Genomic DNA, 24,319 nt, shown 5'->3' with positions numbered 1-24,319 from the left:
CTTACTGGTCAGGTACCTGCTCGCGGATGCTGGTGCGACGCTGAGTCTCCTTCTACCTTAATCACTTCAGCCAGAGCGGGTTGATATTATTGGACGTATATTTGATCAAATTGGCCATATGTCAGACCAGCAGACGACAACAAGCGGCCGTGGCAATGCCACGGCCGCTTGTGTTGTAAAACGTCTATCGGGAGATCAGTCGCTCAGGTGCAGCACCTGACCATTGAGGGAGCGCCCGGCGCCACCGGCCAGAAAGCGCGCGCATTCCGCCACGGCGTCCGGTCGGCTGCCCTCGGGGCACAGCAGATTGGCGCGTACCTTGTCCGGCGCGCGGGATGCCAGCCGCTGGATCAACTCACTCAGCGCCGCCTGTGCCATGGCAGTGCCGTGATGCTCTTGAGAGGATAGCTGCGAGGACAGCGACGAGGACGGCTGCGAAGGCAGCGGTGGCGCCACGGCCAACAGGCGTCCGCCGTGGCGCAACATGCGCGCACAGGCCGCCTTGAGCAAGGCGCCGGGGCCGGCGACCTGCGCGACCAGGCAGGCTTCCAGCGACTGCCCGGCCATGGCCTGCGGCGGCATGCAGACCAGTACGTCGAGGCGTCCGAGACGCGCCACCAGTGTCTCGAAGCAGCCCTCGCCGACCACCTGGCCGAAGCGATCCGACTGCTCGCCGCCCAGTGCATCCAGCACGCGTTCGAGGTCCGCCGGCGCGGTGCCCATCAGGGCGATGATGGCGCCATCTTCCAGGAAGGTGCGCGCCATGGCCTCCAGCCACTCCCCCTGCCCCGCGATCAATACCCTGCGTCGTGGCAGCATCTCATTCTCCCTGATAGAACCCCCGAAGGGTCGCCCCTGCGTGCCTCATGCCGCGCTGCGCTGCTCAGCTCTTTGCTCAACCCTCTGCTCTGCTCTCTGCTTACCCAGACATCACCTCCCTGTGATGCCTCGAGTGGCGTGGGTCAGGGCATCAGCCCCGGCAGCCACAGCACCAGCGCCGGGAACAGCATGCACAGGATCAGACCCGCCAGCTGCAGGCCGACGAAGGGCAGAATCGAGCGATAGATGGTGCCGATGGACACCTGCCCGGCGGTGATGCCCTTGAGGTAGAACAACGCATAGCCGAAGGGTGGCGTCAGGAAACTCGTCTGCAGGTTGATGGCCACCAGAATCGCGAACCACACCAGCAGCCCCTGGCCGGAAAGCCCGAGCCCGAAGTCCAGCGCCTCGACCACCGGCGCCACCAGCGGCAGCACCACGAAGCTGATCTCGATCCACTCGAGGAAGAAGCCGAGCACGAAGATCAGCCCCATCAGCAGCAACAGCAGGCCGTAAGGGCCAAGGCCGGTGCCGGTGATGACATCCTCGATCAGGTAGTCACCGCCGAGGCGCTTGAAGACCACCGAGAAGCAGGTCGCGCCGATGACGACGAACAGGATCATCGCACTGGTGCGCGAGGTATCGCGCAGCGTGTTGCGCAGGGTGGAGAAGGACAGCCCGCCCATCACCAGCGCCAGCAGCAGACTGCCACCCGCGCCGATGGCCGCGGCCTCGGTGGGCGTGGCGATGCCGGTCATGATCGACCCCAGCACCGCGACGATCAGCACCATCGGGCCGAGCAGGTCACGCAGCAACGCCAGCGGCAGCGGCGTCTTGTCGGTGCCGAGCAGCGACTGGTCCGGCAGCGGTGCCCAGTCCGGGCGCAGCTTGGCGGTGATCAGCAGATAGGCGACGTAGAGCGCGCCGAGCATCAGCCCCGGAATCAGCGCCGCCTTGAACAGCGCCCCCACCGAGATCTGCAGGATGGAGCCCATCAGCACCAGCATGATCGAGGGCGGAATCAGGATGCCCAGAGTGCCGGAGGCCGCGATGACCCCACAGGCCATCTCGGCCTTGTAGCCCTGCCCCAGCATCACCGGCAGCGCCAGCAGGCCCAGCATGACCACCGAGGCACCGATGATGCCGGTACTGGCGGCCATCACCACGCCCAGCAGCGCCACCGAGACGGCCAGACCGCCATGCACGCGACCGAACAGCCGCTGCAGTGTCATCAGCAGATTGCGCGCCACGCCGGAGCTTTCCAGCATCAGCCCCATGAACACGAACAGCGGAATCGCGATCAGCAGCCAGTTCTCGATCACGCCGCCGAAGATGCGCGAGCCGACGGTGCCGAGAAACGGCAGCGGGATATCGCCGATGAAGGCGAACAGGATGCCCAGCCCGCCGAGCAGAAAGGCCACCGGGTAGCCGGAGAAGATACCGATCAGAAGTGCCACCACCATGGTGATGGGCAGAGCGTATTCAGCGAGCATTGTCATGGCTCCCGTCTGCATGATTCTGGGGTGCCGTGGCGTCGGTGGTCGCTTGCGCAGCGTTCTGCTGATCCGCAAGGCAGGCCAGACTGGCAATCTCGTGGTCTTTCAGGCGCTCGGGGGTGCGCGCCGGGTCGAACAGGCAGGCCAGATTCTCGAAGATCTGCCCCAGCGCACCGAGGGCGAGGAACACCAGCCCCGTCGGCAGCATCGCCTTGATCAGGTAACGGTCCACCAGACCGCCATAGTTGGACTTCTCGCCGGACATGTAGGACATGGTGACGAAGTGCTTGGACAGCCAGGCGATCAGCAGGCAGAAGGGAATCAGCATGATGAGGTGGCCGAGGATATCGACCACGGCGCGTCCGCGCGGCGAGAGGCGCTGATAGAACAGGTCGACCCGCACATGCGTATCGCTGTGCAGGGCGTAGGTGCCACCGAAGAGCGTCAGCAGACCGAACAGGTGCCACTGCAACTCGGTGACGGAATTGATGGTGATCGCGGTGCCGAACAGCAGCACGTCGGGCGACCCCCAGTTGGCGATTTCATTGATGCCCAGGGCGTTGAGCGTGACGGTGGTGAGCACGGCCAGGATGATCGCCAGACCCAACCAGCTGGTCAGGCGACCCACCCACAGCCCCAGGCCGACCAGCGGTCGGCCCAGGGCGTCACACACCGCCCCGCCCTGTGCCCGCCAGGGCGCAAGGCGGGGGTCGGTCATTGGGCGCTACCCTCGTCAGCGTTGTCTGCCTGCTTCATGGCCATCGGCTGCGGCATGGCCTGCAGCTCGTACCATTCGTCGATCAGTGCGGCGTGCTTCATCAGCGAATCGTAGGCCTTGGCGAAGTCAGGATTGGTCTGCTTCTCTTCGGCCAGCACTTCACCCCAGGCTTCCTGCAGCGCGGTCATCACCGGCTCCGGGAAGCGCTTGACCTCGACACCTTTCTCCTCGAGCTCGTGGATCGCACGCACCTGAGCCGGCGGCGCTTCGGCCATTGCCCACTGCAGGGTCGCGCGGCAGGCCGTCTGGAACTGCGCCTTGCGCTCATCGCTGTAGCTGTCCCATACCTGCTGGTTGATCAGCAGCGAGAACCAGCTGGCGCTCTGGTGCCAACCCGGGAAGTAGTAGTACTTGGCGACTTCATTGAAGCCCATCGCCTGATCGACCTGCGGCACCGAGAACTCGGTAGCATCGACACGGCCACGCTCCAGCGCGAGGTAGATCTCGCTGCCCGGCACCAGCTGGGTGGAAGCGCCCAGCTTGTTGAGCACCTTGGCGCCAAGGCCGGAGATGCGCATCGACAGGCCCTTGAAGTCCTCCGGCGAGTTGATTTCCTTGTTGTACCAGCCGCCGGTTTCCTGCGGCGAGATGAAGCACGGCAGCACCTTCACGCCGTAGGGGTCGTAGGCGGCCTGCACAAGCTCGGTACCCTCACCGGCCCACATCCAGGACATGAAGGCTTCCGGGCTCGGGCCGAACGGCAGTGCGCCGTAGAGGTTGGTGATCGGCACCGTGCCGGCCCAGTAGCCCATCCAGTCCCAACCGGCCTGGATGGCACCGGAAGACACGGAGTTGAAGACTTCGAAGGCCGGCACCAGGTCCCCCGGCTCGTGCACGCGCAGGCCGACTTCGCCGCCGGTCGCGCTCTTGAGTTCCTCTGACAGGCGCACAGCACCGGCACCGAGGAAGTTCTTGGTCGAGAAGGTACTGGCGACGTCGAGCTGTTTCGGCCCTTCCGCCTGGGCTGGCGCGGCGGCCATCAAGGTGGTGGTGGCCACGGCCGCCGCAATGGCAGCTCCGAGGCGCAGGCGGCGGGTCGGCGTCGATTGATACGGCGTGGCGTGTTGCGACATGGTGCGGCTCCCTGATTTGTTGTTGTGCTCGCTGGTCGTACGGCTTGTGGCTTGCTGGACATGAGCCACGTTGCAAGATGACGCTTACGTCAACTTACCCAATGACAACGCAAGCGGCTGACCACGCCACAACAACGTCAATGATTTCAGAGAGCTACGAGAGCAAGGCCCGCACGAGGCGACTCACCGCGCCCCGCGCGGCAGCATCGGCTTACGACAGCGTCCGGAAAGCCGGACACTCAAGCTGCCGAGGCTGCGACCAAGGTCGCGCGCTGTCATGAATTCTGTCTACGACTCCAGTCGAATATGCCGATAGAGGAATGCAGACCCCATGCGGGTATGCACGCCGTGGGCTGGCGAGAAACGCAAAGCGTCCGGAATTTCGGTCACTGACCGAGATTCCGGACGCTTTGGCCACTCATTGGTGGCGGGGAGGTGAAATGCCGGTCGGTCAGGACGTTTCGGCCAACAGGCCGTGCCGGTTGAGCTTCTCGTAGAGTGAGGACTTGGCGATGCCGAGCTGCCGAGCGGCGCGGGTGCGATTGCCCTCGGCGGCGCGCAGCGCATCCTCGATCAGCTGGCGCTCCGCCTGAGCCATCGCCTCACGCAGCGTGGTCGGCGTGGTACTCGATTCCCGGGCGGTTGTGGACGACTCGGACGCTGAAGCGGGTGTGGACAAGTCGCTTTGATGGGTAGCGGCGTGCCGGGCACCGATGGCATCCGGTAGATCGGTCGGTTGGATATGGCTGCCGCCCAGATAGAAGGCGGCTTCGAGCACGTTTTCCAGCTCGCGCACGTTGCCGGGCCAATGGTGGGCGCACAAGCGCTCGAGGGCGGCTTCGGAGAGAATCGGCGGGCGGCGACCACTGCGGCGTGCCAGACGCGACAGCAGGTGCGTGGCCAGGGTCGGCAGGTCGTCGCGGCGCTCGCGCAGCGGCGGCACCTTCAAGGGCACCACATTGATGCGATAGAAGAGGTCTTCGCGGAATTCGCCGCTCTCGACCAGCGCTTCCAGCGGGCGGTGAGTCGCGGCAATGACACGGACATCGACGCTGACCAGACGAGTCGCGCCGACCGCCTCGACCTCGCGGTCCTGCAGCACGCGCAGCAGCTTGGCCTGCATCGCCAGCGGCATGTCGCCGACCTCATCGAGAAACAGCGTGCCGCCATCCGCGAGCTGGAACTTGCCGGGCTTGCCACCACGCTTGGCGCCGGTAAAGGCGCCTTCTTCATAGCCGAACAGCTCCGCTTCCAGCAGCGCTTCGGGGATCGCCGCACAGTTGAGCTTGATGAAGGGGCCCTTGGCGCGCGCCGAGCTGCGGTGCAGCGCATGGGCATAAAGCTCCTTGCCGGTGCCGGACTCGCCACGGATCAACACCGAGGCGCCGCCGGGGGCGATCTTGCGCACCTTGCAGGCAAGTTCCCGCATGGCGGGCGAATCGCCGATGATATCACTCAGCTGCCAGCGAGCGCCGGTGGGGGTTTCCAGCGCCTGACGGTAATAGTCCACCTCCGCTTCCAGCGCCTGAACCTGAGCATTCACCTGCCGCCATTCCCAGGTGTCGTGATAGAGCACCGAGCCGATGGCGCCAATCAGCTCGCCGTCGCGGAAGATGGGGTAACGGTGGGCAATCATGTGGTGGCCACGAATCAGCTGCAGCTGGGCAAGCTCCGCGCGTCCGCTCTCCAGCACCTCGTGCATGCGGGTGTTCTCGATCACCTCGCTGACATCGCGCCCCAGCACCTCGCTGGCCTCGACGCCGAGAAACTCGGCATAGGGCGCATTCAGAAACTGGATACCACCCTGGGCATCCACCACCACGACCCACTCCTCCACCGCATCCATCGCGGCACGCAGCAACTCGCGGCGCGCCCGCTCCAGATGAATCGAGGTGGCAGGTAAATCATCACGCAGCGGGGCAGCCATCTTCTCCCCGCCCACCGCGCCTGACACAGGCATCTGCTGAGCCATCACCGCTCTCCCTTGGCGTGTCCGGTCATCGTGGGCAGCCATATCCCTCTGCCACCACACCCGCCGGATCTGATTGTTATGGGCTGCGCCATCACGCAGCCAGCGTCCGGAAAACCGGACACCCCCCACAGCATCGGCCTACCGCCGCCAAGGATCAACGTAGCCAGTGGTCGTAGTCGCTGCATCAGCCAAAGTAAATAGCCAAGATCAAACCATGAAAACCTGACAGATTTTTATCTCTTTACTTGATAGGAAAATTGACATCAGGCAGACACCATTCCTTCCATAAGAGAAGCATTGTATTATGCCTCACAAGGAATTCATCAATCATCAGATCTACAATCAAGGATAGATTCATGTCAGAGAAAGCACTCTCTAAAGCAACTGCAGAAGACTTGCCTGCGACCATCAAGATCCGTTTATCTGATATGGATGAAAGTTACATATTCGTAAGCATTTTTGGCTGGATAATAATATCAGTCGGGCTAGGAATTTACTTTTTTGGCCCTGATGAAATTACTTACAATGTTTTCCGTGGCCCTACTATTGGTCAGATTCTTCTGGCCAGTGGATTATATATTGCCTCCTTGGGTGTTGCCGTATGTGCACTAGCAAGCCAACTAAAAAAGAAATGCGTCGAAAAGCATCTAGCGGCCAAGGAAGCTTTGGTTAACGAAGCCTTGGACTTTGATGACAAAGACATCCCTGCAGGGTATGAAACATCTATCACCTGGCTTGATGAAAGAACTTTTCGGGTGGAATTTGCAAAGAAAGAACAAGTGACAGACGAGATGCACGAAGCAACAAACTAAAACGTCCTAATAATCCATTCCAAAAAGCAAGCAGTAGTGATTTCGATATATTCTATTGCCGCTTGCCTTTTGAAAATTTTACTCTATCACTTATAAAATCTTATCTGCTCTCTCGATGCATCTGGTCATCGTGGGCAGCCGCCCTCTCTGCCACCGAACCTATCGGAACTGATGATTATGCAGTGCATACTCATAACTAGCCAGTATCCTGCAAACCGGACACCACCCACAGCATCGGCCTACCGCCGCTTACGGTCAACGTGACGAATAGTTGTATAGCATTGAATCTAAAAGATCTGCATCAATAACAATCAAAGATTATTATGCTGATAGTATTTAAGACCAGCCTGTCAATTAAAAGGCTTTACTTCCACCTTATTGTTTATTCTAAGCTTATATCTAGCTAATTCGTTCGCCAATCTGTCAGCCAACTCAAATTTTAATTCATCCGTCATTTCACACTCATCATATTCTTCGTAAAAATCTGATAAAATCTTTTCGATCATACTGATTTCGACAACCTTTCTATGTTGCTCATATGCATTAGAAAAGCTTTTCACATGCATCTTAAAATACTCATCCTGCGAGGCAGAAGGTATATCAAATAAAGCATCTTGCTTGAACCCATCAATATTAAAACTTTGCTCTGCATCTTCACCAGCAACACCGTCAACCACATACACACTACTTAAATTCGGGCCTTCCCAAGCATCAGACAAGAGAATTTTAAACTTTATACCACCAAATAACTCAACAAACCCTATAACACTTTTCCTAGAGAAGGATGCACATATCATTACTCGATGCTGAACAGGACTTAGGTGTAGCTCACTTGGAAATTCCCCTTCCATGAAAGTCACATAACTATTACTCTCGTCAACACCATTTATATAATTTATTATATTTTCAAAAGAAGTTGATCTAATCCTGTGAGGAGAAGTCAAGGTAGCGAGATAGGTTAACGCCGTTTTCGCTATAGAACGATGATGAACATGAAGCCCTAAATCTACATCCATCTCAGTGTAAGGAACATAATGCTCATACTCGTACGCTTCGAATGAAAGCTTTTCTGCCACTTCCTTGCCAAAGCTTTTAAGCTTATTTTCTAACAAAACTCTTGCCTTATCTATATCTCCCGATATTATTCTCAGGCTATTGTTAGGACTGCCGAGATCACCATCACAGCTTATATTTGAGCGAGGGAAAAACATCTCACCTCCTGGTGCTAATGAGTAGTTCATATCATTGAAGACACCAGCCTTATGGATTACTGACGTATTTTTCCCTCGCCCAGTCTTAATGGAACACAAATTAGCCAAATATCTTACGCCATTAGTCACAGGCTCATCAATCTCATTACCTAGGCGACGATTACATTTGACACAACAAATATTCCTTGATGCCTTCCTGCCCCCTAGAGAAGAAAGGATAACATGCTCTCTAGAACCTTTACCTTGCAGGAAAAATTCATCAGGACAATAAATACAGTTGAGCATCCCTACTCCCCTTCACATTAAATTAGTCCATTGAGCCTTGCACCACACATACTAAAAAGAGGCCCTCATTAACTGAGGACCTCTTTCAAAACATATTATAACATCGTTTTAATTAATGCGCTTCTTCCCAGTTGTCGCCTTGCTCGACTTCGACGAGCAGCGGGACGTCGAGGGAGGCGGCGTTCTGCATGCGCTGGGCGACGTCTTTCATGAAGTCTTCGACCTGCGCTTCGGCGACTTCGAAGACGAGTTCATCGTGTACCTGCATGACCATCATGGCGTCGTATCTGTCGGCGCCATCGCTGCCCGCCAGCCAGGCGTCCACGTCGATCATGGCGCGCTTGATGATGTCGGCGGCGCTGCCTTGCATCGGGGCGTTGATGGCGGTGCGCTCGGCGGCGCTGCGACGCGCGTGATTGCGTGAGCCGATTTCGGGCAGGTAGAGACGACGGCCGAAGATGGTCTCGACGTAGCCCTGCTCGGCGGCGAGCTGACGCGTGTCTTCCATGTAGGTGGCGACGCCCGGATAACGCTCGAAGTAGCGCTCGATGTAGGTCTTGGCCTGGCCGGGTTCGATATCCAGCTGGCGCGAGAGACCCCAGGCGGACATGCCGTAGATCAGTCCGAAGTTGATGGCTTTGGCGCTGCGGCGCTGGTCACTGCTGACACGCGATTCCTCGGTGCCGAAGACTTCAGCGGCGGTGGCGGCATGCACGTCGCGGTTGTCGGCGAAGGCCGAGAGCAGGCCCTTGTCACCGGAGAGGTGCGCCATGATGCGCAGCTCGATCTGCGAGTAATCCGCCGCGACGATGCGATAGCCGGGCCGCGCGATGAAGGCCTGACGAATACGACGGCCCTCGTCGCTGCGCACCGGGATGTTCTGCAGGTTCGGATCGGACGACGACAGACGCCCCGTGGCGGTGACGGCCTGATGGTAGCTGGTGTGCAGGCGACGCGTGGTCGGGTTGACCAGCTGCGGCAGCTTGTCGGTGTAGGTGCTCTTGAGCTTGGTCATGCCGCGATGACGCATGATCAGCTTGGGCAGCGGGTAGTCCAGCGCCAGCTCTTCCAGTACCGCTTCGGCGGTGGACGGCGCGCCCTTGGGCGTCTTCTTCTTGACTGGCAGCTTCTGCTCCTCGAAGAGGATCTCGCCCAGCTGCTTGGGGGAAGAGAGGTTGAACTCGCGACCCGCCAGCTCGAAGGCCTGCTTCTCGATGTCGTGGATCTGCTCGGTCAGCTCACGGGTCTGGGTGTGCAGGCGCTCGGGGTCGATCGCGACGCCGTTGCGCTCGATGCGCGCCAGCACCGGAATCAGCGGATATTCGAACTGACGCAGCACTTCATCCAGACGCCCCAGCTTCTCGATGCGCGGCATCAGCAGCGCGGCGAGACGCAGGGTGATGTCGACATCCTCGCAGGCATACGGCATCGCCTCTTCCAGCGCGATCTGATCAAACGTCAGCTGCTTGGCGCCCTTGCCGGCGATGTCGGTGAAGCTGATGGTGCTCTCGCCCAGATACTTGAGCGCCAGCGAGTCCATGTCGTGACGGGTCGCGGTGGAATTGAGCACGTAGGACATCAGCATGGTGTCGGCCAGCGGGCCGGCCACCGCGATGTCATAGCGCGCCAGCACCTCGATGTCGTACTTGAGGTTTTGGCCGATCTTGGTGATGGCGGTATCGGCCAGAATCGGCGTCAGCGCTTCCAGCACGGCCTGGCGCTCCAGCTGCGCGGGGGCATCCAGATAGCTGTGGGCGACGGGAATGTAGACGGCCTCGCCGACTTCCAGCGCCATGCCGATACCGACGATCTCGGCTTCCATGTAGTTGAGGCTGGTGGTCTCGAGATCGAAGCACAGCGAGGTGGCGTTGCGCACGCGCTCGAGCCACGCATCCAGCTCGGCCTGCTCGGTGATGGCGCGGTAGTTGCGCTCCTCACGCGGCGGCAGCGCGTCGGGCATCTCGTCGCCCTCTTCCGCCGCTTCCAGATCAGGCGTTGGCGCAGCGGCGGTCTTGCCCTTGCCTGAGGTCTTTTCAGCGACCGGCGCGATGCTGTCACCGAACAGGTCACTGCCGGCGACTCCGCTGTCTTTCTCGTCGGCATGCGGCGTGGCCGCCATGTCGCCGCCTTCCAGCAGCTCCTTCAGCCAGGCGCGGAATTCCATCTCCTTGTAGAGCTCGACCAGCGCGGCGGTGTCCGGCGCGGCGATCGCGAGGTCATCCAGGCCATATTCCAGCTCGCAGTCCAGCTTGATGGTGGCGAGACGATAGGAGAGGTAGGCATCTTCGCGATGCGCTTCCATCTTCTTGGCCAGGGTCTTGGCGCCACGGAAGCTGAGCGTCTTGATGCGATCGAGATCGCCGTAGATGGTGTCGAGGCCGCCTTCCATGCCCTGCAGCAGGCCCAGCGCGGTCTTCTCGCCCACGCCCGGCACGCCGGGAATGTTGTCGACCTTGTCGCCCATCAGCGCGAGGAAGTCGATGATCAGGTTGGGCGGAATGCCGAACTTCTCGGTGACGCCGTCCACGTCCAGCGTCTCGTTCTTCATGGTGTTGACCAGGGTGATGTGCTCGTTCACCAGCTGGGCCATGTCCTTGTCGCCGGTGGAGATGACGGCGTCACGCCCGGCCTCCGTCGCCATGCGCGCCAGGGTGCCGATGACGTCATCGGCCTCGACGCCTTCCACGCATAACAGGGGCAGACCAAGGGCGCGCACGCAGGCATGCAGCGGCTCGACCTGCAGGCGCAGGTCATCCGGCATCGGCGGGCGCTGTGCCTTGTACTCGGGGTACATGTCGTCGCGGAAGGTCTTGCCCTTGGCATCGAAGACCACCGCCATGGGGCTGTCCGGGTACTGGCGGATCAGGCTCTTGAGCATGTTGATCACGCCCTTCACCGCGCCGGTGGGCAGGCCCTTGGAGGTGGTCAGCGGCGGCAGAGCATGAAAGGCACGATAGAGATAGGAAGATCCATCGACGAGAACGATCGGCGTGGCGGCCATGAGCAGTCGCATCCGTAGGCTGAAGGGTGAGCTTGGGGCAAGCAGAGTCGGGGCCGAAAACCTCTCGGCAGCTATGGCTGTCATGATACGCAAGGGCTGCGGCGAGGCACAGTCGCCACCCTCGGCGCGTGTGTCTTCTGCGCCCGGCATTGATGGCGGGAAGTCGTGCACACTGCCGGCAAGGGACGTAAACTGCGCCCATCAGGCAAGGTTTCAGGCCAGCGCCGATTCGCTTGTCTTCTGCACGGGTACGCACCGGGTGCTTGCTCGCAGGCACCCTGCTTGCAGGCCCCTTGCTCACAGAACTTTTGCACGCGGAACCTGATACAGGCTGCGCTTGTGTAAAGGAGGATTGTCATGCGCTCGACTGCTTCCATTGCTCCGCATTCCCTGCTGCGCCTGCCCACGCTGCTGGCCACCGGGCTGCTGCTGGCCGTCACCGCCCTGAGTGCGCCGCTGGCCGTCGCCGAGAGCGAGGCCCCCAAGCCGCAGATCACCAGCCGTCAGCAGGATGACCGCCAGCTGCGCGAATACCGCGTCAATGGCCATCTGTATGCCATCGAGATCATCCCCAAGGGCGGCGCGCCCTTCTTCCTGCTCGACAGTGACGGCAACGGCAACTTCATCAAGTCCAGCGTCACCAGTGCCAGCCAGCTCAAGGTACCCGGCTGGGCACTGAAAAAGTGATAAGCTCGGCATCTGGTTCACGCGACAGCTGAGCCAGCAGCGACAGGCGTCACGCCCGCGGCACATCTCTTGCCCCCGGGCGTGGCGGCATCCTTCCTGCATACCTACAACAACTCCTGTCAGCGCATTGCCGCCGTTTCGCTCCGGCGGCGCGCCACTGGCGGGGCGGACACATTTCGGCGAGAAGAGTCACCCATGGCAGTCTTTACCCCCCTGAGCGACGCTCAGGTCGCAGAATTTCTGGCAGAGTACGACGCAGGCACGCTGACATCGCTTGAGGATGTCGCGCACGGCACCGAGAACTCGACCTTCTTCGTCACCACCGATCGCCGCGAGATGGTGCTGACCCTGTTCGAGCAGGGCGAGCATGCGGAACTGCCCTTCTTCGTCGAGCTGCTCGACTTCCTCGCCAGCCACAAGCTGCCGGTGCCGGGCCCGCTGCACGACCGCGACGGCCAGGCGCTCAAGGTGCTGGCAGGCAAGCCGGCGCTGCTGTTCCCGCGTATGCCGGGCAACTGGCCGGTCTCGCCCAACGTGGCCCAGTGCCGCGAGATCGGCGCGGCGCTGGGGCGCATGCATGCCGTCTCGCAGCACTTTACCGGCCACCGCCCCAACACCCGTGACCTGCACTGGATCAAGCCGATGCACCACAAGGTGCTGGCGTATCTGAGCCCGGAAGACCAGGCGCTGATGGCCGACGAGATCGATGTCTGCGAAGACGTCTTCAGCGGTGTCGAGCTGCCGCAGGGCGCGCTGCACGGTGACCTGTTCCGCGACAACACCCTGTTCGACGGCGACCGCCTCGGCGGCATCATCGACTTCTACAATGGCTGCACCGGCGACCTGATCTTCGATCTGTCGATTCTGGTCAATGACTGGTGCTCCAATGACGATGGCCGCCTGGACCAGGCGCGTTATGACGCCCTGCTCAGTGCCTATCTGGCCGAGCGCCCGATGAACGCCGATGAGCGCCGCCTGTGGCCGAGCATGTTGCGCATGACCGCGCTGCGCTACTGGCTGTCACGCCTGCTGGTGGTCTACGTGGACCCGCCCGCCCACAGCCTGACGCCGAAGGACCCAGCACAGTACCGCCAGCTGCTGGGTCGGCGCATCGAGGAAGGCGCTCTGCCGCTGCCCGAGGCCACGCAACCGGCCTGATCGGTACCTTCCGTATTGACCGAGTCGTCAAAGCAATTGCCTGCTGGCCCCCAGCAGGCATAATGCGCCCTCTGAGCGCCCGCATTCCTGCGGGCGTCATTGTCTTCTCCGACGCTGCCCACACCTGTTGGGCACCGCCGGGCTTGCCTTCACGCCGTCCATCTCCGGAGACCGCGATGACCTCCTTTGCAGCCGAAGCACGCCGCACCTACAACATCGACCAGTGGGGCAGCGGCTATTTCGACGTGGGCCAGGATGGCCTGACACTGGTGCGCCCGCATGGCGAGCCGGGCACGCCTGCGCTGCCGCTGATCTCGCTGATCGACAAGGCGCGCGCCCAAGGCCTGCGCCTGCCGCTGCTGGTTCGCTTCGCCGATATCCTGCATGACCGCGTCGAGCAGCTGTGCGCTGCCTTCGATGCCGCCATCAGCTCGCGCGGCTATGGCGCCAGCTATACCGCCGTCTACCCGATCAAGGTCAATCAGCAGCGTCGCGTGGTCGAGGAACTGCTGGCGACCAGCGAGCGCTCACGCGGGCGTGTCGGGCTGGAAGCCGGCAGCAAGCCGGAACTGCTCGCCGTGCTGGCGCTGTCGGACAGCGGCCCGTCGGTGATCGTCTGCAATGGCTACAAGGACCGCGAGTACGTGCGTCTGGCGCTGATGGGCGAGAAGCTCGGCCACCGCGTGCATCTGGTGGTCGAGAAGGCCAGCGAGCTGGAACTGGTGCTGGAAGAGGCACAGCGCCTGGGCGTGCGGCCGCGCATCGGCCTGCGCGCGCGCCTGGCCACCATCGGCAAGGGCAACTGGCAGAACACCGGCGGCGAGAAGTCCAAGTTCGGGCTGACCGCCAGCCAGATCGTCGCGCTGGTCGAGCGTCTGCGCGAAGTGGATGCGCTGGACTGCCTCAAGCTGGTCCACTTCCATCTTGGCTCCCAGATCGCGGACATCAGCGATATCCAGCGCGGTCTGGCCGAGTGCGCGCGCTTCTATCAGGGTCTGCACGAAGCTGGCGCCGGCGTGGAAATCGTCGATGTCGGCGGTGGCCTGGGCGTGGACTACGAAGGCACCCGCTCGGAAAGCGCCTGCTCGCTCAACTACTCGATGCGCGAATATGCCGACTATGTGGTCGGTGCCTTCCACGCCGTCTGTGATGCCCATGACCTGCCGCATCCGCACATCATCTCCGAATCCGGCCGCGCCCTGACCGCCCATCATGCGGTGCTGGTGACGGACGTGATCGGCGAGGAGCGCGTGAACCTGTCGCTGCCCGCACGCCGCGAGGACGATGCCCAGATCGCCGCGCTGTGGGCGCAGGCTGCACGACTGGAAGGACAGCTGGAGCCGCGTGAGCTGGTGGAGATCTACCACGCCGTGGTGCACGCCCAGCATCAGGTGCAGGAGCGCTTCGTGATGGGGCTGGCGAGCATCGCCATCCGCGCCGAGGCCGAAGCCATCTATACCAACGTGTGTCGTAGCCTGGCCGGGCGTCTCGATGCGCGTCAGCGTTCGCACCGCGCGGTGCTCGATGAGCTCAACGAGAAGCTGGCCGACAAGCTGTTCGTCAACTTCTCACTGTTCCAGTCGCTGCCGGACATCTGGGGCATCGAGCAGATCTTCCCGATCCTGCCGCTGACCGGCCTCGACCGCGCGCCGACACGACGTGGCGTGATTCAGGACATCACCTGCGACAGCGATGGCCGCATCGACACCTATGTGGATGATCAGGGCCTGGACGCCACCCTGCCGCTGCCGGAATGGCATGCCGATGAAGAGAAGCTGCTCGGCTTCTTCATGGTCGGCGCCTATCAGGAAATCCTCGGCGACCTGCACAACCTGTTCGGCGATACCGATTCCGTGGATGCCAGCCTCGACGATGATGGCCAGTGGCAGCTTTCCCATGCGATTCAGGGTGATAGCGTGGCGCAGGTGCTGCGTTACGTGAACTTCGACCCGGAGCAGCTGGCCGCACGTCTCGCGCGTCAGCTCAAGTCATCCAACCTGAATGCGCTGGAACAGGCAGACCTGCTCGAAGACCTGAAGGCCGGTCTCGACGGCTATACCTACCTGGAGAGCTGAGACTTGTGCGAGGCTCGGGCCCTGGCTCAATGAACCGAGTTTGGAAGGATCAGATTCGGAAGGATTGGCCCGGATAGCAAAAGCTAAAGCCCAGACAGCAAAAGCCCCTGCCGGTGACCCGGCAGGGGCTTTTCTTTTTCAGAACTCGCTCAGGGCTGTTTTCAACTCGCTCAGGGCTGCTGTCTACTCACTCAAGGCTGTCTCAACCCCAGACGTCATGCCACGCCGCGCGTGCGTGTCTCGATGCGCAACAGCTCACCGCTGCCATCCGGGGCGTCCAGTGCCAGTGCCAGCGCCTGATCCGGATTCAGCTCGCCGACGCCTTCCGGCGTGCCGGTCAGCACCACATCGCCGGGCAGCAGGGTGAAGCTGTGGCTGATCTCACTGAGCAGGCGCGCAACGGGGAACAGCATCAGGCTGGTATCCGCCTGCTGGCGCTGCTCGCCATCGATGGCGAAGCGATAGTGCAGCGCCTGGAAATCCACGCTGTGCAACTCGCCATCGGCATCGCGCCAACGCGGCCCTTCCAGCGCCACGAAGGAAGACAGCGGACAGCTGCCATCGAAGGCCTTGGCCAGCTCCCACGGCTGGCCCTTGGCCTTGAGCTTGCTCTGGCGCTCACGCAGGGTCAGGTCCAGTGCCAGGCCCATGCCGGCCAGTGCTTCCAGCGCCTCTGCTTCGCTGGCTTCACACAGCGGCTTGCCGATCAGCAGCGCCAGCTCGGCCTCGTAATGGTACTGGCCGCGACGCCGCGAGATCGCCAATGGCTTGTCCATCGGCGTCACGCTGGTGGCGGGCTTGATGAACAGCAGCGGCTCGCTGGGCACTTCATTGCCGAGCTCCGTGGCGTGGGCTGCGTAATTGCGGCCGACACAGACCACCTTGCCGAGGTCATGAGCGAAGACGCGACCATCGCTGAAACGCGGGGTGAAACGCTGAGCAAGCGGCATGCAGAACTCCTGTCGGGGCGTGATGGAGGATCAATGAAAGACGATCAATGAGAGATATCGCAATGATACGTCGCCCCGACAGCCTGCCACTACCACACCAACGTCCGAGATTTCGCCGCCTGAGCGCAACCCGGCGTTGTGCAGTTCAGTCCACTTCGGTCTTCAAAGCTCAGCTTTCAAGCTCGGTCTTCCACTTCAGTCTTCAAGTTCATCCCAGCCACCATCGAGACGGTGCGCCAGAAATTCCGGGCGCGGACGTGCGGCGGCAAAGGGTGCCTGCATCGCGTTGTCGACACGGTTGTAGACGAAGAAGGCGTTGCTGCGCGGGTCCGGCGACATGTTGGCGTTGGAGCCATGCAGCGTATTGCAGTCGAACATCAACAGGCCACCGGCGGCACCGGTCGGTGCTTCAATACCACGTTCGGCGATCAGCTCGCTCAGTGCTTCACGCGAGGGCACACCGACCTTCTGGGTCTGCAGGGATGACTTGTGATTGTCATCCGGCGTCTCGCCCAGGCAGTGCACGAAGACTTCATGCGAGCCGGGGATCAGCATCAGCGGACCATTGAAGTGGTGATTGTCGGTCAGGATGATCGAGGCGCTGACCGCACGCATCTCCGGCATGCCATCCTCGGCGTGCCAGGTCTCGAAGTCCGAGTGCCAGTTGAAGCCCTTGCCCTCGAAGCCCGGCTTGTAGTTGATGCGCGACTGGTGGAGATACACATCGCCCCCCAGGATCTGGCGCGCGCGATCGACCAGGCGCGGGTCTTCTGCCAGCTGGCGGAAGCGCTCGGACAGGAAGTGCACGGCGAAGATGGAACGAATCTCGCGGCTCTTGGGCTCGGTGATGGTGAAATCACGCCCCTGCCACTCTTCGTTGTCGAGCAGCGCTGCCAGCTCGGTCTTCAGCGCCTCGACTTCCTCCGGCGCCAGGAATTCCGGCTCGAACAGGAAGCCGTCACTCTTGAAACGCTTGAGCTGCTCGGCGCCCAGCGGACCCTCATCGGCACGCGAGTGCACGACGGGCTCACGGCGCTTCTGCCACAGATGCTCCGGCGGCTGGCTCAGGCGCGTCGGATAGGCGTCTCTCGAGTGATCGGAGCCTCGATCGCTGCCCGACTTGTCGAGATAGGCTTCCGGCGCCTGATCACGGTCGGCATTGGTCTGACGGGCGTCCAGCTGCTGGTTGGAGGCTTCTGCAGCGGCGCTGACGTTGCCACCATCGGTCTGCTCATGTTGGCGTTGCTTGGATGAAAGAGCAGAAGTGGCGTTGTACGAGGTCATATGGCGTGAAGCTGTCATCATGCTCTCCTTAAGGCATCAATGTCCTGCATTGAGGAAAGTGGAATCTGGCGTTCTAGCATGCGGCTTGCCCGCACTGTCCCACCTATGGGCCATACAACAGACTTCAACCCCGAGATTCATGAAATAAGCATAGAGATCTGATCCGCAAGATCGTTAAAAGACCATCCAATATCACACCACACCCGCCATCACCCTTCTCAAGAAAACATGAGGCTGCCTGTGCCTCGCGGATGACAAATTCCTTAAGTCATCCCCTCTCGCCAGTCCCGACTCATCCTGTTGCCACGAATTCTCATCTTTCGTGAGACAAGCGGCTCAATCAGCGACTCATCACTGGCACCACGCCCGTGGTATTTCCCCTCACTTCGCTTCGCCATTTGCAAAACGCATCGCACGCAACATTGCGCATTAATGCGTAAGTGTCTGTGAAATATTGTGAAATTGTTTGGCACGCTTCGTGCCCCTTAGAAAACACGGCAGGACAACTGATAGAGACATATCAGAGAAAAAATAACGGCGCAGGATCATGCGTCACACCAGGGGAACTTCCAGCATGTTTAAGCCACGGATATGCATGGCCGCTTGCATGGCCACAGTGCTGGGGGGCTGCGCCGCTGTCGAACCGAAATCCGACAATGTCGAACCGGTCGTAGGGCCACCAGTCACCTCCAACAATACGCCATATAGCGAATGCCTCGTATCACTCAGTCGAATTCAGGGTGCCACCAACCTGCCTGTGATTGCAGTGGGTCAGGTGACGGACAAGACCGGTCAACGCAGTTATTCCACCGTGACAGAGAGCGCTGCCGTAACCCAGGGCGTATCCGAGATGCTGATAAGTGCCCTCTACAAGACTCGCAAGGTGCATCTTACCGAGCGTCTCGATGTGCGAGTCCCGCTGGCAGAGCAGCAGCTTTTCGAGAATAAGGCCATGGCCTACTCGCCGCGCAAACTGGCAGTTCTCCCTTCGCATTTCGTGGTTCTTGGTGCACTGACAGAGCTCAATTACAACATTTCAAGCGGCGGTGCCCGCCTGTTCGTCAGCGGAATCGGGGCCGGACTGCGCACTGCAGTCATCAACGTCGGCCTGGACCTGCGCATGGTCGATATCCGCACCTTCCGCACCGTCTATGTCACCAGCCTGCAGAAGCAGGTGGTGGGTTACGAAGTCGAAGCCGGTATCTACCGCTTCTTCGGCAATCAGTTGATCGAGTTTGACTCCGGCGCAGTGCGCAATGAACCACTGCAGCTGGGCGTGAGATCAGTCGTGGAGATGGGCGCGTACCAGCTTCTGACTGAAGGCCTGGGGCTTCCTGTACCTGCGGGACAGGAATGCGAGCTTCACCCGGGACAGCATGTTGCAGACGACGATAGCAACACGCAGCAAGTGGCCGCAGCCAATACCAGCAGCAATGCAACAAGTGGCAATGAATCAAATGAAGCAGTCGCAACACCGTTGCAAGCAACACCCGCATCAGAAGTACCGGCAGCATCCAGCGCAGCACAATAAGTCAACATTCATGAGGAACATGACAATGACTACCTATAACAAGCTCGCAGTCGCCATCGGTCTCGCAAGCGGCATGATGATGGCAAGCCAGGCGCAGGCCTTCGACAATGTCCATTGGAAGTGGCATGGACATGTAGACACTCACGTCAAGGTGGGAGCTTATATTGATCCGCATATCGTTGATCCGGGCGGCCTGGTGATGATCGAGAACTTCCAGAAGCAGATCGGTGACGTCAGCTCGGAAGCCATCGTCAAGGATGTCACCTATGGCACGACCGCCGGGGAAACTACCGTCGAGACAGGTAGCTTCGCTGGGGCAGGCGCAGGGGCCGCCGCAGGAGCAGGTGCAGCGGCAAGCATCTTTGGTAGTGGCGCAGCTGCAGGTGCGGGTGCTGCTGCGGGCGCTATCGCGGGCACCTACACTATCACCACCGATACTGGCGGTGTCGTGAATCCTGATATCACGCGCCTGGAAAGCCTGGAAAATGCGGCGACCTCAGTCGGCAACAATGCCTCCATCGAAAGCGATGCCATGGTCAACCTGCATAACGAGCAGTTCCTGGCAGGGGGATACTTCAGCAAAGCTGATATTGATTCACTGGCCAAGGTCGAGAACATTCTCAACCTGAGCGTGGACAACGCTGCCACCTCCGTGGGCAACAACCTGTCGGTCACCCAGGATACAGCTGGTCTTGATACCGCCCTGATTGCTGACAATACCCAGATGAGCTTCGCCAATGTGACCTCCACGGCCTCGGTCAGCGACATCACGCTCGGCTTGCCGCCAGTGGGCAGTTTCGAGGGCCCGGTCATCAACAATGCTGCGACCTCAGTGGGCAACAACGTCTCCATCAATGTCGGTCCGCAATAATCCAGCGACAGCCTGATCAACACACGCGGGGCAACCCGCGTGTGTTTCAGCATCTGCCGACACCAGATTCTTCACGCATCAGACACTGCATCTTTCACAGAGCGAAAGGAGCAAGACATGAATGCCTTTACACGTATCAGCCTGGGGGTCGTCAGCGCGGGATGCCTGCTGGCCACGACTGCCAGCGCCAACTCGCTGATGGGGCCCTTCCCCTACGACTTTCCGGCACGTAGCGCAGAAACCGCCCTGATCCTCTACGAGAGCAAGAAGGCCGGCAGCCTGGGGGAAGGGTCCGATACCAATATCGGGGAATATACCCTCAATACCGGCAGCAGCACCTCGATCGGCAACTGGCAACAGATCGAACAGACGCTGAGTGATGGCTCCACCGGCACCATCGACAGCACTGCGGATCAGTCCGCGGATGGCAGCTCTCAGACGTCGTCGACTGACTTCACCATCACCCACAACAACGAAGATGAGGAGGAAGACGCCCAGTGATGCACTGCTCGGGACAGTCATCCGCGGGAAGACAGACCGTCAGATACCAGAACTCACCCTTTCAGCGTGAGTAGAGAGTTGGTCAGCCAGGCAAGCGTCGAGACTGAGAAGTCTGCCACTCAGGGGGAGCGGAAAAAACGCACTAAAAGCCGCCATGATCATCTCGCACAAGTCATTAACCTCTATATGGGTACTCGATAAACCCCCAAGACGAACACTCAACGCTGGAGAATCCAGACTCTCCGGTGAGGCTGTCACCAGAAGCAGCCCGACAATTATTCTTTCGCAGCCCGCTTGCACGAAGCACAGGCAATGCAGAAAGACCAGCAGCAAGGGAACAACACTCATGACCGCACTGAAAGCTCATCAGGCTGCATCATCGGCTACTGCATTGAATCTGGCTGACGATATCTCCACTACCTCGCGGGTAAGGGAACTACCGGTAAAGCGACCTCGCGGTTTTGGGGAGTTTATCGGAGACTCATCGGCCATGCAGACGCTCTATCGCACTCTCATCCAGGTCGCCCACTCGGACGCTCCCATCTTCATCACCGGCGAAAGCGGCAGCGGCAAGGAATTGTGTGCCACTGCCATTCACCGCCATAGCCCGGTACGTGACGGCCCGTTCATCGCCGTCAATTGTGCCGCCATTCCGGCAGAGCTGCTGGAGTCGCAATTGTTCGGACATGTGCGCGGGGCTTTCACGGGGGCCGTGAGCGCCCAGCAGGGGCTCGCCGTGGCGGCAGATGGGGGGACGCTGTTTCTCGATGAGATCGCGGAGCTGCCGCTGCCCTTGCAGAGCAAGCTGCTGCGCTTCCTGCAGACAGGACAGGTAATGCCGGTGGGTGCCACGCGCACGGTAGAGGTCAATTGCCGCATCGTGTGCGCCACGCATCAGAACCCGCGGGCACTGGTCGATACTCACCGCTTCCGGGAAGACCTCTTCTATCGTCTGCACGTCATCCCGCTCAAGGTGCCGCCGCTGCGCGAGCGCGGTCAGGATATCCTGGAGATCGCCACCGGGCTGTTGGGGCGCATGGCAGGCCACGAGGGCAAGCGCTTCACACGACTCAGTGCATGCGCCGAGCGTCAGCTGCTGGCCCATGACTGGCCCGGCAACGTGCGGGAGCTGGAAAACACGCTGCGGCGCGCCATCATCCTCAATGATGGAGAGGTGCTGACGGCCGACATGCTGGACCTGCCCAGCAGCACGGCGCATCGCACGACTGTCAGCCACAGCGCGTCGGAGGACAGCGAGACCACGTTGCGCCCGTTGTGGATGGTCGAACGCGAGGCGATCGAGAGCGTCATCAGCGCCTGTGATGGCAGTATCCCCCGCGCTGCGGCGATACTGGAGATCGCGCCCTCCACCATCTATCGCAAGCGCCTGAGCTGGCTGGCGATGCACCCGGACGAGCCCACCTCGCATTGAGATGAGCGCCGGCCCACGGCATGCCCCGTCGCCCTCCAGACCTTTACTCCAGACGCAAAAAAGCCACCCCGAAGGGTGGCTTTTCTGTTGGCTGCCGAATTCATCCTGCGACTTCATCAGCTAGCCAGAATTGGCTGGGGTACCAGGACTCGAACCTGGGAATGCCGATACCAAAAACCGGTGCCTTACCACTTGGCTATACCCCAATTTGGTGGCCAGAGACGGAATCGAACCGCCGACACGGGGATTTTCAATCCCCTGCTCTACCAACTGAGCTATCTGGCCAACCTGAAGACACAAAAAAAGCCGCCAAGGCGACCTCTATATCGTGTGTTCTTCGCTCATCTACAGAAGCCTGAAGATGGTGCCGGCTAAAGGAGTCGAACCCTCGACCTACTGATTACAAGTCAGTTGCTCTACCAACTGAGCTAAGCCGGCACAAAGAACTCATGATATGAGTCTTCTTACTACGTTACTGCATGTCAGCTGGCTGGGGTACCAGGACTCGAACCTGGGAATGCCGATACCAAAAACCGGTGCCTTACCACTTGGCTATACCCCAACACTTGGTGGCCAGAGACGGAATCGAACCGCCGACACGGGGATTTTCAATCCCCTGCTCTACCAACTGAGCTATCTGGCCCTTGCCAACGAGGACGTATTAAATAGAAAACCTTTCCCGACGTCAACCCTTGCTTATCAAGAATTTGGCGTCGTAATTCGCCTTCTGCCGTCCTCGCCGTCCACTCAGACTTCGTAGCCCTGTCCGCCCTGCGATTCGCCCTTGGCAGCGGCGTCCGTCGGCACGAAACCTTCGGCCTGGTCCGTCTCCTGATTGTTGAAGAAGCGATCCATCTGCTCCATCAGATAGCGACGGCTGTCGGCATCCATCATGTTGAGGTGTTTCTCGTTGATCAGACGCGTCTGCAGCGCCTGCCACTCTTCCCATGCCTGCTTCGAGACGTTGGACCAGATGTCCTGGCCCTTCTCGCCCGGCAGCGGCGGAAAATCGAGACCCGGCAGGTCCTGGTCATACTTGCGGCAATGTACGGTGCGCATGGGTAACTCCGTAAGAGAACTGGATGTCAGTGCAGATGAGCGCCGAGCCTTCGCCAGACGCCTTTACTGTTGCCTCATTCTCGCACGCTTGAGCCGCTTTGCCCCAGACGTGCTGCCGATGCCGACGCCAGCAAGGTCTCACAGGCCGAACAGATCATCCGTGCAGCGCGCCAGCAGCGCCTTGACCGGCGCCGGCAGGCCCACGGCGTCCGGCGCGGCAGGGTCGACGAAGCGGCGGTCGGCGGCTGACTCGTTGACGCTCCCGGCCGCTTGAGCTGGCACAAGCCCTGCCTCCCCCAGCTGTATCGGCTGCGGCGTGATGGTCAGCCGGAAGTGACTGAAGACATGCTCGAAACTTGCCAGTGGCGCCTCCAGATGGGCGCCGCGGGCTTCGCGGGCGACCCATTCCCGCGCGGCCTCGCGGTCCTCGACCAGTGGCGGCGCCCACAGGCCGCCCCAGATGCCCGTCGGCGGACGGCGTTCCAGCAGGACCTTCCCCGCCGCATCACTGACCAGCAACATCAGCGTCTGACGCGTCGGTATGGTCTTCTTGGGCTTGCTCTCGGGGAAGCGCTTCTCTTCGCCACGCGCATGCGCCACGCAGACCTCCTCGAAGGGGCAACGCGCGCAATCGGGCTTGCTGCCGCGCGTGCACAGGGTGGCTCCGAGATCCATCATCGCCTGGGTCCAGTCCGCCAGCCGCACCTGCGGCGTGTAGCGCTCCGCCAGCGTCCACAGCTTGCGCTCCACCGCCGGTCGTCCCGGCCAGCCCTCCACGGCATGCAGGCGAGCCAGCACGCGCTTGACGTTGCCATCGAGAATCGGCGCCCGCTGTCCGGTGCTGATGCTGATGATCGCCCCGGCGGTCGAACGCCCGATACCCGGCAAGGCCGACAGTGCCTCGACACTCTCGACCGGGAAGGCACCGTCGTGCTCGTTCACGACCTGCTGCGCGGCCTTGTGCAGATTGCGCGCCCGCGCGTAGTAGCCAAGGCCCGTCCACAGATGCAGCACGTCATCGATATCCGCCGCCGCCAGCGCCGCGACATCCGGGAAGCGCTCCATGAAGCGGGCGTAGTACGGCAGCACTGTCGCGACCTGGGTCTGCTGGAGCATGATCTCCGAGACCCACACGCGATACGGCGTGGTGTTCTCCTGCCAGGGCAAATGCTTGCGGCCATGCTCATCGAACCAGTCGAACACGCGCGCCTGAAACGCCTCAGGGCTCAGGGCGATGTCTTCGAAGCCGGGTGTGGCGTGGCTCTCGGGAGCTGTCACGTCTGGCGTGGCAGCAGTGTCAGGTCGCGCCATCAAAACTTCCTCT

Annotated in this window: 19 protein-coding genes and 5 tRNA genes; 8 read left to right on the top strand and 16 right to left on the bottom strand. The window is 60.8% G+C overall.

Translation table 11 applies throughout. The features are described 5' to 3' along the window. Positions 1 to 195: 195 nt before the first annotated feature. From HA399_RS01115 to HA399_RS01095, 5 genes are all read right to left on the bottom strand, one after another. Complete coding sequence (locus tag HA399_RS01115; protein WP_054555228.1) at positions 196 to 819, bottom strand: hypothetical protein; 624 nt, start codon at positions 817 to 819, stop codon at positions 196 to 198. A 143-nt stretch (positions 820 to 962) separates the two neighbouring features. Continuing rightward, positions 963 to 2,312, bottom strand: coding sequence for a TRAP transporter large permease subunit (locus HA399_RS01110; RefSeq protein WP_054555227.1), 1,350 nt, complete (start codon positions 2,310 to 2,312; stop codon positions 963 to 965). Further along, positions 2,302 to 3,033 (bottom strand): TRAP transporter small permease subunit, encoded by a 732-nt coding sequence (locus tag HA399_RS01105; protein WP_404325735.1) that lies wholly within the window; start codon positions 3,031 to 3,033, stop codon positions 2,302 to 2,304. The genes HA399_RS01110 and HA399_RS01105 overlap by 11 nt, the downstream gene beginning before the upstream one ends. Then, positions 3,030 to 4,166 (bottom strand): TRAP transporter substrate-binding protein, encoded by a 1,137-nt coding sequence (locus HA399_RS01100; protein ID WP_082388171.1) that lies wholly within the window; start codon positions 4,164 to 4,166, stop codon positions 3,030 to 3,032. The genes HA399_RS01105 and HA399_RS01100 overlap by 4 nt, the downstream gene beginning before the upstream one ends. 451 nt (positions 4,167 to 4,617) lie before the next feature. Next, complete coding sequence (locus tag HA399_RS01095; RefSeq protein WP_404325734.1) at positions 4,618 to 6,138, bottom strand: sigma-54 interaction domain-containing protein; 1,521 nt, start codon at positions 6,136 to 6,138, stop codon at positions 4,618 to 4,620. 356 nt (positions 6,139 to 6,494) lie between these two features. Between HA399_RS01095 and HA399_RS01090 the strand changes: the two genes are divergently transcribed. After that, positions 6,495 to 6,950, top strand: coding sequence for a hypothetical protein (locus HA399_RS01090; protein ID WP_404325733.1), 456 nt, complete (start codon positions 6,495 to 6,497; stop codon positions 6,948 to 6,950). 350 nt (positions 6,951 to 7,300) lie between these two features. On the opposite strand, the gene HA399_RS01085 is transcribed toward HA399_RS01090, so the two are convergent. Both HA399_RS01085 and polA read right to left on the bottom strand, forming a co-directional pair. Further along, entirely contained in the window at positions 7,301 to 8,446 is a 1,146-nt protein-coding gene (locus tag HA399_RS01085) for an HNH endonuclease (protein WP_404325732.1), read from the bottom strand. A gap of 112 nt (positions 8,447 to 8,558) precedes the next feature. Next, on the bottom strand, positions 8,559 to 11,447 hold the full coding sequence (gene polA / locus HA399_RS01080) for a DNA polymerase I (protein ID WP_404325731.1): 2,889 nt from the start codon (positions 11,445 to 11,447) through the stop codon (positions 8,559 to 8,561). Between the two features lie 357 nt (positions 11,448 to 11,804). Between polA and HA399_RS01075 the strand changes: the two genes are divergently transcribed. The 3 genes from HA399_RS01075 (at position 11,805) to speA (ending at position 15,367) form a co-directional block, all read left to right on the top strand. After that, positions 11,805 to 12,134, top strand: a complete 330-nt coding sequence (locus tag HA399_RS01075; RefSeq protein ID WP_082388170.1) for a DUF2782 domain-containing protein — start codon at positions 11,805 to 11,807, stop codon at positions 12,132 to 12,134. 195 nt (positions 12,135 to 12,329) lie between these two features. After that, complete coding sequence (locus HA399_RS01070; RefSeq protein ID WP_248379758.1) at positions 12,330 to 13,292, top strand: homoserine kinase; 963 nt, start codon at positions 12,330 to 12,332, stop codon at positions 13,290 to 13,292. 176 nt (positions 13,293 to 13,468) lie between these two features. Then, positions 13,469 to 15,367 carry a biosynthetic arginine decarboxylase gene (gene speA, locus HA399_RS01065; RefSeq protein ID WP_404325729.1) on the top strand — a complete coding sequence of 633 codons (1,899 nt, stop codon included), beginning with the start codon at positions 13,469 to 13,471 and terminating at the stop codon, positions 15,365 to 15,367. A gap of 215 nt (positions 15,368 to 15,582) precedes the next feature. Here the strand turns inward: speA and HA399_RS01060 are convergent, their stop codons facing one another. Further along, positions 15,583 to 16,317: a fumarylacetoacetate hydrolase family protein gene (locus HA399_RS01060; protein ID WP_216060197.1), complete on the bottom strand. Its 735-nt coding sequence runs from the start codon at positions 16,315 to 16,317 to the stop codon at positions 15,583 to 15,585. Positions 16,318 to 16,512: 195 nt separating this feature from the next. After that, positions 16,513 to 17,619: an ectoine hydroxylase gene (thpD, locus tag HA399_RS01055; protein ID WP_318833289.1), complete on the bottom strand. Its 1,107-nt coding sequence runs from the start codon at positions 17,617 to 17,619 to the stop codon at positions 16,513 to 16,515. 589 nt (positions 17,620 to 18,208) lie between these two features. Between thpD and HA399_RS01050 the strand changes: the two genes are divergently transcribed. From HA399_RS01050 to HA399_RS01035, 4 genes are all read left to right on the top strand, one after another. Then, complete coding sequence (locus HA399_RS01050; protein ID WP_404325727.1) at positions 18,209 to 19,132, top strand: CsgG/HfaB family protein; 924 nt, start codon at positions 18,209 to 18,211, stop codon at positions 19,130 to 19,132. Further along, entirely contained in the window at positions 19,059 to 20,003 is a 945-nt protein-coding gene (locus tag HA399_RS01045; protein ID WP_404325726.1) for a hypothetical protein, read from the top strand. Before HA399_RS01050 ends, HA399_RS01045 begins: the two co-directional genes overlap by 74 nt. Positions 20,004 to 20,120: 117 nt before the next feature. Then, complete coding sequence (locus tag HA399_RS01040; RefSeq protein WP_279835155.1) at positions 20,121 to 20,504, top strand: hypothetical protein; 384 nt, start codon at positions 20,121 to 20,123, stop codon at positions 20,502 to 20,504. Between the two features lie 154 nt (positions 20,505 to 20,658). Then, positions 20,659 to 21,936, top strand: coding sequence for a sigma-54 interaction domain-containing protein (locus HA399_RS01035; protein WP_404325725.1), 1,278 nt, complete (start codon positions 20,659 to 20,661; stop codon positions 21,934 to 21,936). A 131-nt stretch (positions 21,937 to 22,067) separates the two neighbouring features. Here the strand turns inward: HA399_RS01035 and HA399_RS01030 are convergent. The 7 genes from HA399_RS01030 to mutY form a co-directional block, all read right to left on the bottom strand. Then, a tRNA-Gln gene (locus HA399_RS01030) sits at positions 22,068 to 22,142 on the bottom strand. 3 nt (positions 22,143 to 22,145) lie between these two features. Next, positions 22,146 to 22,221 (bottom strand) — tRNA-Phe (locus HA399_RS01025). A 77-nt stretch (positions 22,222 to 22,298) separates the two neighbouring features. Beyond that, positions 22,299 to 22,374, bottom strand: a tRNA-Thr gene (locus tag HA399_RS01020). A gap of 49 nt (positions 22,375 to 22,423) precedes the next feature. Continuing rightward, positions 22,424 to 22,498 (bottom strand) — tRNA-Gln (locus tag HA399_RS01015). Between the two features lie 5 nt (positions 22,499 to 22,503). Beyond that, positions 22,504 to 22,579: transfer RNA gene (locus tag HA399_RS01010), tRNA-Phe, on the bottom strand. A gap of 104 nt (positions 22,580 to 22,683) precedes the next feature. After that, entirely contained in the window at positions 22,684 to 22,995 is a 312-nt protein-coding gene (locus HA399_RS01005) for an oxidative damage protection protein (protein ID WP_052384882.1), read from the bottom strand. A gap of 138 nt (positions 22,996 to 23,133) precedes the next feature. Next, a complete protein-coding gene (mutY, locus tag HA399_RS01000) occupies positions 23,134 to 24,306 on the bottom strand; it encodes an A/G-specific adenine glycosylase (RefSeq protein ID WP_404325723.1) in 1,173 nt (390 codons plus the stop codon). Positions 24,307 to 24,319: the final 13 nt, after the last annotated feature.

Source organism: Cobetia sp. UIB-001 (genome assembly GCF_044789135.1).
GTDB lineage: Bacteria > Pseudomonadota > Gammaproteobacteria > Pseudomonadales > Halomonadaceae > Cobetia > Cobetia amphilecti.
This window is presented reverse-complemented; position numbering and strand designations above follow the sequence as displayed.

Bases quoted from the DNA above. Each gene is read 5' to 3' on its own strand.
- polA (WP_404325731.1), bottom strand. From the start codon at position 11,447: ATGGCCGCCACGCCGATCGTTCTCGTCGATGGATCTTCCTATCTCTAT.
- HA399_RS01100 (WP_082388171.1), bottom strand. From the start codon at position 4,166: ATGTCGCAACACGCCACGCCGTATCAATCGACGCCGACCCGCCGCCTG.
- mutY (WP_404325723.1), bottom strand. From the start codon at position 24,306: ATGGCGCGACCTGACACTGCTGCCACGCCAGACGTGACAGCTCCCGAG.
- HA399_RS01040 (WP_279835155.1), top strand. From the start codon at position 20,121: ATGAATGCCTTTACACGTATCAGCCTGGGGGTCGTCAGCGCGGGATGC.
- speA (WP_404325729.1), top strand. From the start codon at position 13,469: ATGACCTCCTTTGCAGCCGAAGCACGCCGCACCTACAACATCGACCAG.
- HA399_RS01060 (WP_216060197.1), bottom strand. From the start codon at position 16,317: ATGCCGCTTGCTCAGCGTTTCACCCCGCGTTTCAGCGATGGTCGCGTC.
- HA399_RS01075 (WP_082388170.1), top strand. From the start codon at position 11,805: ATGCGCTCGACTGCTTCCATTGCTCCGCATTCCCTGCTGCGCCTGCCC.
- HA399_RS01050 (WP_404325727.1), top strand. From the start codon at position 18,209: ATGGCCACAGTGCTGGGGGGCTGCGCCGCTGTCGAACCGAAATCCGAC.
- HA399_RS01095 (WP_404325734.1), bottom strand. From the start codon at position 6,138: ATGGCTCAGCAGATGCCTGTGTCAGGCGCGGTGGGCGGGGAGAAGATG.
- HA399_RS01045 (WP_404325726.1), top strand. From the start codon at position 19,059: ATGAAGCAGTCGCAACACCGTTGCAAGCAACACCCGCATCAGAAGTAC.
- HA399_RS01070 (WP_248379758.1), top strand. From the start codon at position 12,330: ATGGCAGTCTTTACCCCCCTGAGCGACGCTCAGGTCGCAGAATTTCTG.
- HA399_RS01115 (WP_054555228.1), bottom strand. From the start codon at position 819: ATGCTGCCACGACGCAGGGTATTGATCGCGGGGCAGGGGGAGTGGCTG.
- HA399_RS01090 (WP_404325733.1), top strand. From the start codon at position 6,495: ATGTCAGAGAAAGCACTCTCTAAAGCAACTGCAGAAGACTTGCCTGCG.
- HA399_RS01035 (WP_404325725.1), top strand. From the start codon at position 20,659: ATGATCATCTCGCACAAGTCATTAACCTCTATATGGGTACTCGATAAA.
- HA399_RS01005 (WP_052384882.1), bottom strand. From the start codon at position 22,995: ATGCGCACCGTACATTGCCGCAAGTATGACCAGGACCTGCCGGGTCTC.
- thpD (WP_318833289.1), bottom strand. From the start codon at position 17,619: ATGACAGCTTCACGCCATATGACCTCGTACAACGCCACTTCTGCTCTT.
- HA399_RS01110 (WP_054555227.1), bottom strand. From the start codon at position 2,312: ATGCTCGCTGAATACGCTCTGCCCATCACCATGGTGGTGGCACTTCTG.
- HA399_RS01105 (WP_404325735.1), bottom strand. From the start codon at position 3,033: ATGACCGACCCCCGCCTTGCGCCCTGGCGGGCACAGGGCGGGGCGGTG.
- HA399_RS01085 (WP_404325732.1), bottom strand. From the start codon at position 8,446: ATGCTCAACTGTATTTATTGTCCTGATGAATTTTTCCTGCAAGGTAAA.